The organism is Flammeovirga pectinis, assembly GCF_003970675.1.
Classification (GTDB): Bacteria; Bacteroidota; Bacteroidia; order Cytophagales; family Flammeovirgaceae; genus Flammeovirga; species Flammeovirga pectinis.
On the sequence record NZ_CP034563.1, the window covers coordinates 841,067 to 855,847 of the forward strand.

At 32.3% G+C, this 14,781-nt stretch carries 6 protein-coding genes; all 6 read left to right on the forward strand.

Annotated features, from left to right (window positions below; all coding sequences use genetic code 11):
- Positions 1-8 precede the first annotated feature (8 nt).
- Genes EI427_RS23430 through EI427_RS23455 form a run of 6 tightly spaced genes read left to right on the forward strand, consistent with a single transcriptional unit; the run spans position 9 to position 14,778 of the window.
- Positions 9-3,650: an FG-GAP-like repeat-containing protein gene (locus EI427_RS23430; protein WP_126619620.1), complete on the forward strand. Its 3,642-nt coding sequence runs from the start codon at positions 9-11 to the stop codon at positions 3,648-3,650.
- Positions 3,651-3,668: 18 nt separating this feature from the next.
- Positions 3,669-5,177: an OmpA family protein gene (locus tag EI427_RS23435; RefSeq protein ID WP_126619622.1), complete on the forward strand. Its 1,509-nt coding sequence runs from the start codon at positions 3,669-3,671 to the stop codon at positions 5,175-5,177.
- Positions 5,177-6,151 (forward strand): hypothetical protein, encoded by a 975-nt coding sequence (locus EI427_RS23440; RefSeq protein WP_126619624.1) that lies wholly within the window; start codon positions 5,177-5,179, stop codon positions 6,149-6,151. Before EI427_RS23435 ends, EI427_RS23440 begins: the two co-directional genes overlap by 1 nt.
- A 25-nt stretch (positions 6,152-6,176) precedes the next feature.
- Positions 6,177-7,916, forward strand: coding sequence for a TonB-dependent receptor (locus EI427_RS23445; protein ID WP_126619626.1), 1,740 nt, complete (start codon positions 6,177-6,179; stop codon positions 7,914-7,916).
- Positions 7,916-12,670 carry a hypothetical protein gene (locus EI427_RS23450; protein WP_126619628.1) on the forward strand — a complete coding sequence of 1,585 codons (4,755 nt, stop codon included), beginning with the start codon at positions 7,916-7,918 and terminating at the stop codon, positions 12,668-12,670. Before EI427_RS23445 ends, EI427_RS23450 begins: the two co-directional genes overlap by 1 nt.
- Positions 12,670-14,778, forward strand: a complete 2,109-nt coding sequence (locus tag EI427_RS23455; protein ID WP_126619630.1) for a fibronectin type III domain-containing protein — start codon at positions 12,670-12,672, stop codon at positions 14,776-14,778. Before EI427_RS23450 ends, EI427_RS23455 begins: the two co-directional genes overlap by 1 nt.
- The last annotated feature ends 3 nt before the right edge of the window (positions 14,779-14,781 follow it).

The following is a 14,781-nucleotide window of genomic DNA, read 5'->3' on the forward strand; positions in this document are numbered from 1 at the left end:
AACTAACAATGAGACTTAATAAACTATTTATATTAACTATATTATTATCAATAATTGGTTATCAAAGTAATGCACAGGGGTTTGAGGAAATTAATTTCCCTGAACTACCTTTAATAAGGAATAGTGAAATCATATCTTTAGATATTGATAATGACGGCCTTTTAGACTTAATTTTAGCAGGACAGGACGAAAATGATAATTGGGTAATATCTATCAGAAAATTTGATGGTATGAATTGGTTAAATTGGAGTAATGGAATTATACCTGTTCAATCTCCTAGTATTTCTACAGGTGATCTAAATAAAGATGGTTTGGTTGATATTATTATATCTGGCGAAACAGAAATTGGACAAGGAGTAGTACATGCATATTTAAATCTTGGAAATGGTCATTGGAGAGCAACAGTAAGTCTTCTTCCTCAAATTAGCAATTCTACATCGGTGATTGCAGATATTTATCATACAGGTAACGAGGGTGTATTATTAACTGGAGATGTAGGTGATAGTACTTATATTAGTTATTGGGAATTTGATGAGAATGATAATTGGAAGGACAAAAAGATAGGATTACCCTCCTTTAAAGATGGAGTAATAGAAGTTTTTGATGCTAATAATGATGGATACTTAGATGTTTTCCTTGGCGGGACAAATAATTATGGGACTTATTTTTCTCAGCTATATTTAAATTTTGGAGCTAATCAATGGGAGCCTGCAATAACATCGTTTCTATATGGGTCTTCTTTAATTGTAAAAAAAGCAGACTTAAATGCAGATGGAAGAACAGATTTAATTTTCTCATTTTTTGGAAGTGGGGGAATATCGACTGCAAAAGCTTATTTAAATTTGGAAACTGGGTGGCAAGAACAAACTTGGGGTCTACCACAATTGGCAGGGGGAGATATTGTAACCGCCGATTTTAACAATGATAATTTAGTAGATATTGTTATTTCCGGTGTTAATTCTGCAGGAATTAAAGAAATAAAAGTAATGTATAATGCGGGTACTCAATTTACAAACTCAGGAATAGGTCTTACAGAAATTTATAATGGAAGTATTGAGGTTTTAGACTGGAATAATGACCAAAGATTAGACCTTATTGTATCTGGTGAAACATATACAGGTACAAGAACAATTACCTATTTAAATAAACACTTTTCAGTACCCCAAACTGTTATTTCCCCAAATAACCTTACTGTAGAAACCATTATGAACAGTGTAACACTTAGTTGGGATACCGTTCCTGATTCAAAAGGTTACCGTATTGGATTAGGTCGGGATACTAATGATTATTCAATGTTACTTATTCAAGCAGATGTAAATAATAATGTCAATCAAAAAAACACCTACCTACATCAAAATAAATATAAATTAGATTCTTTAGAAGAAGGAATGTATTATTGGACAATATATGCTATTGGAAACAATAATCAGTATTCATCATTATCACCAGAACAAACATTTATTATTTGTGATAAACCTAACCTTGGTGCTGATATATCTGTTTGTGCAGGTATTGATTTTTCTTTATCAGAAGGTCTTGAAAGTGATATAGTGACTTGGTCTTTATTAGACGGCACAATTATAAGTAACGAGAAAGAATTAACTACTTCATTTACCGAAACAACAGCAGTAGAAGTTGCAGTCGAAAAAACTTTAGGTTGTACAGTAAAAGATACTATAACAATCAATATTTTACCATTACCCGAAATAAACTTGTTAGATCAGAATATTTGTTACTTAGAACAAACACAGTTACAAATTCCGGGTGATTGGCAAGAAGTAAATTGGTATGAAGAAGGGAATATAACTCCAATTAAAGAAAATGAATGGTTTTTAGTTGTGGATGTTTTAGAAACAAAGACCTACGTCGCAGAAATTATTAATCACAATGGCTGTATCGGATATGATACAGTAACTATTGAAATGTTACCCTTACCAGAATTTAATTTAGGTGCTGATTTAAGTATATGTGAAGGCAATGAATTTAGAGTAGAGATAGAGACATTACATGATATTGCTACAATAGAATGGTATTCAGAATTTAGTGGCTTACTACCCGAAGAAACATCAACCGAATACAGTGCAACAGTCTTTAATGATGAAAAAATATGGGCGGTCGTTACAAATATAAATGGATGTGTATTCTCTGATACGTTAATTTTTAATAAATTAGCTTTACCAGAATTTAATTTAGGAGGGAATAAAGCAATTTGTTTTAAAGAGGAATTTGAATTTAATATTGGTACTGAAAACGATAAAGTTGAATGGTTCTCCAAAAATTTAGGAGCTTTAAATGAAGGGAATATATATATACACAAAGCAGTTGAAGAAGATTCATTGTGGTGTAAAGTTACAAATCAATTAGGCTGTTCATGGGCAGATACAATTGCTATAAACATATTACAATTACCAGAAATAAACCTTCCATCAAAATATGAAATTTGTTTTAATCAAACAGGAATTTTGACTGTTGATGGAGATTGGAAAGAAGTAAATTGGTATGTATTAAATGGAGATAAACTAATAGAAGAACCAAATCCGACTTTTTCATTTATAGCAACAGAATCTCAAGAAATTGTTGCAGAAGTATATTCTTGGGAGGGTTGTGTAGCCTTTGATACAGTCGCAATAGAGGTTTTTGAATTACCGATTGCTAAAGCTGGTATTGATCATTCAATATGTACCTCTAGTGAGGTTGTTATAGGAGAAAACACCAATAGTAATTTTACTTATAGTTGGTCTCCTGCTTTAGGTTTAAATAGCACTTCTATTGCACAGCCAATGGCAAGTCCACAATCAACAACAACTTATTTTCTTACAGTAACTTCTGAAAAAGGATGTGTAAGTATTCAAGATTCTGTAACTGTTTCTGTAAATGAATTCTACGCTGTTAACGCAGGTAATGATCAAGAAATTTGTATTGGCGAAGGTGTTGAAATTGGAGGCTATCCCGTTATTGACGGTGGAGAACACGATTATAATTTTTCGTGGAAACCAAAAGTTGGCTTAGATAATGCTACATCAGCTCACCCGTTTGCATCGCCAACAACAACCCAAGAATACATTGTAACAGCGTCATTAGGAGATTGTATTTCTTATCAGGACACTGTTATTGTTACTGTAAACCCTTTGCCAGAAATTATTATAAGTAATGATATTGCGATTGGTTATAAAGGAGAAATAACTCTTTCAGCAAGTGGAGGAAAGTATTATTTATGGTATCCAGATTATAATATAGATCAACCGAATATAGCTACACCAACTGTAAACCCTGAGGTCACAACAACTTATACCGTTGAGGTAATGACTGATAAAGGGTGTACTGATACAAAAGAGGTAACAGTATATGTTGGAAATGAAGTTTTTGTTCCTAATCTATTTACACCAAATAATGATGGTAATAACGATACATTTTTAGTGTATGGAAAAGGAATAAATACACTCTCTATTAAAGTGACTGATCAAAAAGGAAAAGTTGTCTATTTCTCAAATACCAAAGAGGATATTATGGAAAAGGGTTGGGATGGTAAAAATGGTACTATTGATTTACCCAATGGGACATATTATTGGAAAATTCAAGGGGAATATGAAGACGGCTCTGAAGTGAGTTTTAAGGGCGGAAATACAGGGACAATCAATCTATTAAGATAAACTAACAAACTGACAACAATGAAAAATATAATAAAATTATGTATTGCGTTCTGTTGCTTTAGTATGTTTAGTACTACTGTAGTTGCACAACTTTCTGGTTATGATGCTTTAAGAGAATATGCTCCAATTAGGGTTTCGCCTGCATGGGGTGGTTTTAATACAGATGCATCTATAGGCTTACTCCATAAATCTATTAATTATGGAGAAGGTGTATACAGGAATAGAAGTATAGTAACTGCAGCCTTACCATGGATTAATAAAGAAACAAACTTAGTACAAGGTGGTGGCGGGCTTTATTTTTTAAATGAATCGCCTTCTGAAACTGTAGGTTTTAAAACGCAAGAAATTGGAGGTTCTTTTGCGTATACTATTCGATTAAAGAAAAACCATGATTTAGCTTTAGGTTTAGGTGTAGCATGGACTTCTATACGATTATCTACGGATGGAGTAACAACAGGAAGTTTATGGCATCCTATATATGGGTATGTTCCAGAAGCAGAAATTAATGAGTCTTTTGGCTATGAAAGAAATAGTTATACTAGTGTATATAGTGGTATAATGTGGTCTAGTTTAGACAGGTACAATAGAGAGCGTCATAGGTTTGGTATAAATTTATACCGCATGAACAAACCTGTTAATTCATCACCTCTATCAGAAGATAACCTAAACCTTGGTTACAGTGTAACGGCATGTTTGACTATGTGGGCACATCCTAGTTTATCAATTACTCCAGATCTTTTTTATGAATTAAATGATAACAGACATTTTGTGCAAGGAACTGTATGGGGAGGATATCATTTCTTTAATGAGAACCCTACAGACCCAATAAGCACAGGATCGTTAGTGGCGGGTCTATCGTATTCTAATAATGGAAGTTTTGGTTTAGGGTTTAAATTTGATCAAAAAAAGTATGAGATAGCCATGTTTAATTATTTTGGAACAGCTATTAACGATGTTTCTTTACCTAATCAATCATCTTTTGAAATAGCTTTAAGGTTAAAAAAAGAATTAGGTTCTCGAAAAAGAAATAAAGTAACATATTATAAGTCTACAGCCACGAACACAAAAAATAAGGAATACCAATATAGATCTTTTAATAATAAGAGAGATGCAGTAGCAACAAATGTTGAAAGTATTGACGAAATACCAAGCACAACGACAAACACTCCTAAATCTGGATCAGAAATGAAGCCAATTAAATATACTTTACAGTATAGGTTTAATGAAACACGCTTAACTAGACAATCACAATTACAGTTAGATTACACAGTGAAATTATTAGAAGATAACCCAGACTTAAGTATTAAAATTATTGGACATAGTGATGATCTTGGTACTGATAAAGTAAAAGCAAAAGTAGCTTGGGAAAGAGCGAAACAGATACGTGATTATTTCTGGACTAAAGGAATTGAAAAACACCGTATTCAGGCAACTTCTAAAGGAGATAAACAACCTTTAGTAGACAATGATACGGAAGAAAATAAAGCTAAAAACAGAAGAGTAGAACTATTAATTTTTGAGAAATAATGAAGAATCATTTATACATTATATATATATTATTTTTTGTGTTTATAGCACATAAAAATAACGCTCAGATAATAGAATTAGATGTTAATAATAATATTATTCAAATTGAGGTAAACGAAACTGGAGTAAATGAATTTTTACCATCTTGGGGAGGGAGACCTTGGAATTATGCATATGCAGTAAATAATATAATTATAAAAGAAAGTGGCTTTAATGGAGATAATAATTTAGAGAAGCAAATTGACTTTAATACAAAAAGTTATAAAAAAATTGATAATACTGTATTAATTCAGAATATAGACATTAAAATTTTCATCAATTATTACAGGTGGACTCTTCAATATCCTGATGTTTGTGAACGTGATAAATTAAAGGAGAATGAGTCTTTATCAGATTGTAAATTAGCATGTTACAACATTGGGCCAGGAGCTGGTAACAGTAGTTGTAGCAGCGATGAGTGGAAGAATCTTAGTCAAACTTTTAATATAAATGAACTATCTTCTATTACAGGTGCTGGGAACTTAATTGGTGTAAGGACAATTGACAACCTTTTAGTTAATTTTGCTGAAGTTAAGCTCATTCAAAATGTTGCTTATTCTACTAATAATCTTACTAATGGTTGTATACCAACTGATGGAGATATGAGTGATAATAGAGGTCCTATTTTTGATCAATATGAAGATTTAATCTTTACATGTAAAGTATATAAAATAGAAGAAGACACACCAAAAGTTATTCCAACAGGCTTAAAAGATAAATCCAAAATTATAGCACCCTCATTATTTAAAGAATTAGAAGAAAAGTATTATTGGGTATTACAAAAAGAGGGAAGTAATGAAGTTATTAATAGTTCAGAAGATTTATATATTGATGATTTAAACCAGTATACATCGGTTTATGTAGCGTCAGAGAATTTCAGATCAAAAGAACTATTTTTCAATACAACTACAACATTAGCGCTATCAGTAAAATAATAATGTTTTTAATAGCAACTATTTAATGAAACTAACACTCAACATAATCTTACTTTTATCTCTTTTATCTAGTCAACGGCTTTTTGCCCAACAAATAGATAAAATTGGGAAAGAGAATCCCGTAAAAGTTACAGGAGGTATTTCTGTTAATCAAACGGCTTATTCTGCATGGGGAATGGAAAGTAGAAGAGACCCTTACCGTTATATATTGTCTGGAAATTTAAATTTTGATGTATATGGAATGGCAATACCTCTTTCTTTTTCATATTCCAATCAAAACTTTAGTTACAATCAACCATTTAATCAATTCTCTCTTGCGCCTACATATAAATGGATGAACTTTCAGGTTGGGTATGGAAGTATTAGTTTATCACCCTATACACTAGGGGGACATACATTTTTTGGAGGTTCTGTATCTGGAAGTCCTTCGGATAGATGGGATTTTACAGTAATGTATGGGAGATTAAAAAAAGCAGTTGCAACAAGTAATGAAGGAGGAGAATCTCCATCATTTAGAAGAATGGGAGTAGGCTTTAAAACAGACTACAGACATAAATCTGGAAGTTTGGGTATTTCATTTTTTCATGCAAAAGACAATCCATCAACCTATCCAACAGATTCTCTACCAGAAGGATTACTTCCAGAAGAAAATTTAGCAACATCTTTTACTATTGGTCAACAAATAATAGAAAATTTAACTATTCAAACTGAAATAGGCATATCCTTCTTGACAACAGATACTCAATCCGAAAAAAGCCCTGATCGACCTCAAGGTTTAGATTGGATTTTTACAAGCCGAACCTCTACTGCTATGTACTGGGCTGTTAACGGAGGTATTAATTATACAATAAAAGGATGGAATATTGGAGGCTCTTACGAAAGAATTGGTCCAGAATATAGAACATTAGGGAGTTATTATGCAAATAGTGATCTTGAAACAGCTACTTTGAATATTGCTGGAGGTCTTTTTCAAAATAAAATTAATCTTGGGGCAAATTTAGGAACACAAAGAGATAATCTAACAGGGGCTAACTCTAGTGATATGTCAAATTTTAATATGGCGTTTAATTTGGCTTGGAATGTAAATGAAAAGATTAATGTAAATTCAAGCTATTCTAACTTTCGTTCTTTTACAGTAATTAGAGATCAATTTGAGGTGATAAATGAAGCAGACCCTAATCAACCTTTAGACACTTTAAATTATACACAACTTACAGATGCAGCAAATATTGGAATTAATTGGAGAATCTCACAATCTAAGAATATTGCACAAAGTATATCACTTAATGTAAATTACCAACAAACTGCAGACCTGCAGACAGATTCTGCAGCGGTTAATGCAGATAGTAAATTTTGGAATGGAGCATTAGGATGGAATTGGTCACATAAACCAATGGATTTAAGATTTGGTATTAGTGCCAATGCTAGCTTAACACAGGCAAACGCAGCAATGCCTAGTACGTTTACAACGGGGCCTACTTTAAGTATAACAAAAGGATTTTTAAAGAAAAAGATAAAAGCTAGATCAAGTTTTTCTATTAATCAAAGTAGAACAGATCAAATAATACAATCTATGGTTTATAGTTGGAGGTTAGGTGCTTCAACTACTCTAAATAAAGTGCATACGTTCAATTTAAGTAGTGTACTTTTAAACCGTTTAGACCAGCAAAAAGCAGATAATTCAATTTCTGAACTAACAGTCTCTTTGGCATATAGTTTTAGATTTAATGGATTAAAAAAGACAAAATCTAAAGAAACTAACTAATGTATCAACTAAGCAAAAAATATTTATTAGTATTAATCGGAGTATTAATAGTTACATCAACTACTTTGTTGGCTACGGAAATACCGATTGAGGACATAAAAAGACTTGAAAATAAAATTACCTCAACAAAACAGTTTAAAAAATTTAGAGCTTTTGATGTTGAAGTACCATCGTTCAAATCAGAAAAAAAACTGACTGAGAAACCTTTAAAAATTAAAACGCAAGCCATGAGAGATATTGATGCTCAAGAAGCAAAAATATTATTGGCGTATGAGACAGTAAATGCTGGTGATTTATTTGTAAATGTTTTTACAGAAGATGAATTAGTTTCGTTACCTGTAGGTATAAAAAAGACAATAAAAGGAAAAGACTTTATTATAATTATTGATAATGTAAGGTTAACTCCAAAAGGAGCTTTTGTAAATGTTGGTCTTGTAGTAAACTTTACAAAATCAAATAAAAAGTTAGTTTTTGGTGCTTTTGATGTCGCTTTTAGTCAAGAAAAAGGCTTTGGAGGATTAGGTAAATTAGCTTTATTGAAAGATTATAGTCTTGCATTAACAAAAAATATTAATTTAGAATTTAAAGGTTTATTATCTGGGGGAGAAAACTATGTAAACTGGAATTGTGATGGTTATGAGAGCATGGCAGCAGAGTTTGACATTGTATTTGATTCAACATTAATTAGACCTGCAAATGCAAGTGGAGATGTAATTAAAGGAAAGAAAGTAGTTTCTTCAGTAAAAACTACAATAGTTTCTTTAGATGAAATGCTTGTAAAAGTGAATTTACCTAGGTTTAGAATGGGCGAAACCAATGATAGAGGTTTTGTCTTTTGTGCTCAAGATGTTATTTATGATCAGTCAGAGGTCTCTAATGGGAATGTTATTTTTCCGGATAATTATCATTCGGCAGATTTTTTAGAAGGAAATCTAAACTTATGGAAAGGTTTCTACATTCGTAGGGCAGAAGTAATTATGCCCAGTGATTTTGATAAAATTAGACAATCTCAAGTGGCTAGAGACTCAGCTGAAGCTAAAAAGGGAATAAAAATTACTGCAGACGAACGTGAAGAAAGAAATGTTTCAGACTCTTTGGCATTAGAAGGTGTTAATCAGAATAGAACAAGGATACAGGTTACGGGTTTAATCATTGATAACAATGGGTTAACAGGTAATTTCCAAGGACACTATTTACTTTCTTTAGATAAAGGAAAAATAGGAGGTGGATGGGCAATTTCTCTCGACAGAGTTGAAGTAGACATCTTAAAAGGACAGTTTATTATGGCAGATCTGAGAGGGGATTTACAAATTCCAACATCAGATTCAGTTGGTGTATTAAGTTATGAGGCTCAAATAGAAAGCGGAGGTGATTTTAGGTTCTATTCTTCAACTGAAGAAACTTTGCCGTTTGCTCCACTAGGGGAGAGAAGTAAACTAATACTTACTCGAACAGAGATTACTATTGAAATTACAGATGGTATTTTTTATGCAGGTGTTGATGTTGACGGAAGTATGGATGTAGGTGCGAAAGAGTCAGATGTTGAATTAGTGGGTATAACTTTTCAGAGTTTATTAATTGAAACACGGCAACCATACCTCTCTGCTGTAGCTTTTAGTGTTAGTTCCGAGGCATTAGAACAAAAGCTCTCGGGGAGAAATTTAACGATTAATGAAATTGGTATTAGTGCTATAGGTGGCTCGGTAGAACTCAAAGTAGATGCTATGGTTCATTTACATGATAAATTAGAAGGCTTTGGAGGAGGCGGAGCTGTAAAAGTAATTGGTTTTAGGGATGAAAACGGGTGGGGTTATAATCGTACAGAGGTTTCTAAGATTAGTATAGAAATAGTAAAGAAAGATACCTATGACATACGTGGGACAATTAGTATTTTAAATGACGATCCTATTTATGGAGATGTATTTATGGGTACTGTAGAGGCAAAATTAGGACCTTTAACAAAATCAGGTGGCTTAGGAGCAGCAGCTACAATAATGTTTGGTAAGAAAGATGGTAATAGTTATTGGTATGTAGATGCTCTTGTTATTCTACCAGATCCAGGTTTACAAGTAGGATCATTCTCATTTTTAGGCTTTGGAGGAGGACTCTATTATGGAATGGAAAGAGCTACCTATGCAAATAACGTTAATAAAGCCAGTTTAGTAAAATCTGCTACAGGAGGAGTTTACTTACCTAATGCAAAAGTAGGTTTAGGTCTAAAAGCAATTATAGTATTTGCAGTACCTGATAAAGGTACTTTACTTGCAGAAACAACTTTTGAAATGAGCTTTTTTAAAGGAGGAGGTATTCAGAAAGCAATTTTTGTGGGGTGTGCAAATATAATGAGTAGTACTATGTCTGGTTTAAGTGATGACTCACTAACGAATTTAGTAGCTAAAGAAGATGCAAGTCCAACTGAAATACAAAATGATCAGGATGTTGAAAATGCATCTTATGAATGTGCTTATATTCAAGCAGAATCATCTCCTATTTTTGCAAGTTTAGTGGTTTCTCTAGACTTTGAAAATAATATTTACCATGGCGAACTTATAGTTAGTGTAGAAGCAGGAGTTATGGAAGGTTTTGGTAAAGCTGTAGTTCATTTTGAAGAAGACACATGGTATGTACATATTGGTACAAGTAAAAACCCTATATCATTAACTATGTTAGGTTCTTTTTCTGCAACTGCATATTTTATGTTTGGAGATAATTTACCTTCTGGTTTTAAGGCACCTCAACAAGTAATAGATATTCTTGGATATGAACCAGGCGCTCCTATTACAGGTGGTAGACAAGAAGAAGCACTAGCAGGAGGAAGAGGAGTTGCTTTTGGAGCATCATTGGATTTAGATACTTCAGAATTAGAATTTTTAATGTTTTACGCTCATTTACAAGCAGGTTTTGGGTTTGATTTAATGTTAAAGAGTTATGGACCGAATACTGTTTGTGCAAATACAGGAAATAGAATAGGTTTAAATGGATGGTATGCTCAAGGACAGATCTATACGTATATCAAAGCAAAAATTGGAGTAAAAGTAGATTTATGGTTTGTGAGTGGAAAGTTCGAAATACTGGATGCAGCATTTGCAGCTTTATTACAGTTTAAGGGGCCTAATCCAATTTATGCATTTGGTGTAGTTGGAGGAAGATTTAATATTTTAGGTGGGGCTGTTAAAGGGCAATGTAGTTTTGAATTTACTTTAGGGGAAGAATGTAAAATTTCGGGCGCTAGTCCATTAGGAGGGGTCGAGATTATAGCCACGATAACACCTGTTGAAGGTAGCAAGGAAGTGGATGTTTTTACTTCTCCTCAAGTAGTATTTAATGTGCCTATTGATCAAGAAATGGAACTAATTGATCCAAATTTAAATCAAAAGAAAAGTTATATAATCCATATTAAGGATATTTCTTTGAGAAGTAAATCAAATGATAAAGAAGAAGTGTGTGAAATGATTTGGAATGATGAACACACAACTTTATTATTACAACCTCAGAATATGTTACAGAATGAAGCTCAATATGAATTTTCAATTTCATTAGATTTTAGAGAAAAGAAAAATGGAGAATGGGTTGTTGTAAATAGTAATGATGTACTCAGGAGATCTGTTAAATTTAAATCAGGAAAACGACCAGATTATATTGATCCGCAACATGTTGTGTATGCATATCCAGTAGAGAGACAAATGAACTTTTATATTGAGGAAACCCCCAGAGGTTACCTTGATATGAGACAGGGCGATTGGGGATATTTGTTTGAAGTATCTGATCCGAATAAATGGGAAGTTAAAGCTCGTTTTACTAGTTTTGACAATTCTATTTCATATGGAAACGTTGAATACAATAATGCCAAAAAGAAAGTGTCTTTTGATATTCCATCAGATATGCAAACCAATAAAGTTTACACTTTGGACTTAGTGCATATACCAAAAGCAACATTTAATATAGATGAAAATGTTATTAACAATAATAACCAAGTCTCTTTAAATAAGGAAAAGGGGAATATATCTTCTGTAGAAGTAACTAAAAGGACAACTACAGAAAAGAATATAGAATCTTCAGAAGATAAGATAGTATATACCTCAACATTTAGAAGTAGTCATTTTAGAACATTTGTAGCAAAAATGAATGGTATTAATGTTGGAACTGGATTAACAGGTATTTTGCCATATAATTTTAGAAGGCAAATGAGTGTGTATATACCAACTTTCCATAATGAGACCTTAGATAAATTAGAAGTTATCGGAGAAGGAGAAACTGCTCCATTAATATCTTTAGAAGCTGATTTTACTGATACTTTCTTCCAAAATGTTATTAATCCATTAATGTATACTTCTTATCCATTACATGGTGCAAAAATTTCTTGGAGAAAAGAAAATGAAGGATTCGGGTGGGTTAAACCAAAATATAGTACCTATTTTGCTAGTAACTCCGAAGGTGCAATAATGTTATCAGATGATGAATTATCTTCTGGAAACCTTGAAGCTCATCATAGATTTAGAATAATCTATAATACAGATTATTATGTTGGAATGGACTTTAGAGATTTTCAAGCAGAATTAGAAGATTTATCTGAACAAGGTAACTTAAATTTAACAGACCCTCAAGATATTGAAATTACAAACTTTATTAGAACAAACGTTGCAGCACCATTTTTGTTTGAAGGAATATATCATGTAATTATGAATTATACACTTCCAGGTAAAACAACACCTAATTCTATACATAAACTAAGACTTAAAAACATTATTCAATAATGAGATTAATTAAGCTATATACAAATACCTTGTGTATTGTTATTTTGATCTTTGGTGTCAACATGATGGCATTAGGGCAACAAATAAATGCAGAGACCACTTCTGAAATAAAGGTTATTGGCAAAATACATAAAGATTTCTTAGAAATACGTTGGGCTCCAACAACTTCAATTTCATGGCAACTATTAAACAAGTATGGTTATAAAATTGAACGAGTAACGACTTTTAGAGATGGGAAACTTTTAAAAAAAGCAGAGAAAAAAGTACTAAAAGAAAAAGTTACTTTATCTAGTCAAGAACAATGGGGGGAAGTATTTAAGAAAGATACCTCCGATGTTTATTTACCTATTGCCGCACAGGCATTATATGGTAAAAGTTTTAACTTAGATGCAAGTGGATCTATGAATAACGGATTAGCACAAATCGTTAATCAGGTAAAAGATAGAGAGGCTCGGTTTACTTATGCACTTTTTAGTGCAGATCAATCAGCTTCAGTAGCAAAACTATCAGGGCTGTCTTTTAAAGATAATACTATAGTTAAGGGAGAAAGGTACCTTTATAGAGTATATAGCTTAGTTCCTGATTCTATTGAAATGATAAAAAAAGGAATAGTACTTCTAAATACTGAAAATTATAAGCCCTTACCAGAACCTTTTAGAGTAAATGCAAAATACACGCAAGGGTTGGTAAATGTTAGTTGGGATTGGATAATGTTAAGTAATGTTTTTAGTAGTTATTGGGTACAAAGATCTGATGATAACGGCAAGTCTTATATAGATTTAACAGAAACACCTTTTATTCAACCTACTAAAGACAAGCCCTCTCCTAATATGTTATACATAGATACATTAGGAAAGCAAGAAGGTACCTACTCTTATAGAATTAAAGGTAAGGATGCTTTTGGAGAGTGGGGCCCTTATTCAAAACCAATCAATGTTGTTGCTTATCCAGAAATGAAATTTATTCCTGAAATTAAAGCAAAAGAAGATAATTTATCTGGAAGTGTTTTAATAGAATGGAAAGTAGATGAAACAAAAACTTTAGGTGTAGAAAAGTTTATCTTAGCAAGAGGAGAAACAGATCAATTATTTGATACTATACAACATAATTTAATTCCTAAAACAGGTGATTTTATAGATTTAGGACCAAATTCTTCTAATTATTACAAGTTAGGTGCGGTAAATCGTGATGGGAAAGTAAATTGGTCTTTACTATCTTTTGTTCAGTTAGACGATAGTATACCACCTTCTATTCCAACAGAATTAATTGGAAAAGTAGATTCCGTTGGAAGAATTGAAATGTCTTGGAACCCAAGTCCTGAATATGATCTATATGGTTATAGAGTATTTAAAGCAAATGAAAAAGAAGGTGCCTACATTCAAGTAACTACAAAAGAAATACAAGAAACTTCTTTTACAGATTCAATAAGTTTAAAGGTTTTAAATAAGAAAGTCTATTATAAAGTTATGGCTTTAGATAAACGTGGTAATCCATCCCAGTTATCTGAACCATTAATAATTTCAAGACCAGATATAATACCTCCTTCAACACCTCTTTTTACTGTTACTAGAAATGATAGTAAAGGGCCTTACATTGAATGGTTTCCAAGTACAAGTGAAGATGCTGAATTTCACCTAATGTATAGAAGAGGTGCTGATGAAACAGAAAGATGGGAATTGATACTAGAAAAAGGTGTTGTGAAGGGCAAACAACTTTTTATAGATTCTACTGTTATTAATCATGATCCCTATTATTATTTAATGATTGCAGTTGATGAGAGTGGGTTAGAATCTGTACCAACAAAGCCTGTGATGTTACATAAATTTGATAAAAAAGAACGAGAAGGTGTTTCTTCTTTAGTAATTAAAAGAGATGAAAAGGGGGTTAGATTGAATTGGAAAGCTCCTATTAGTGGACAATATATTATTGATGTATATAGAGCAAAAGATGATGAACCAATTAGACATTATGCGAGACAGGAAGAGTTATCATCTACTTTTTTAGATAATAAGGTAGCTGATGGTGCTATATATAAATATAGAGTAAAGCTTATTTATGCTGATGGTGCTACTTCTAATTTTAGTCAACCTGTTCAATTAAAATTTTAGAAG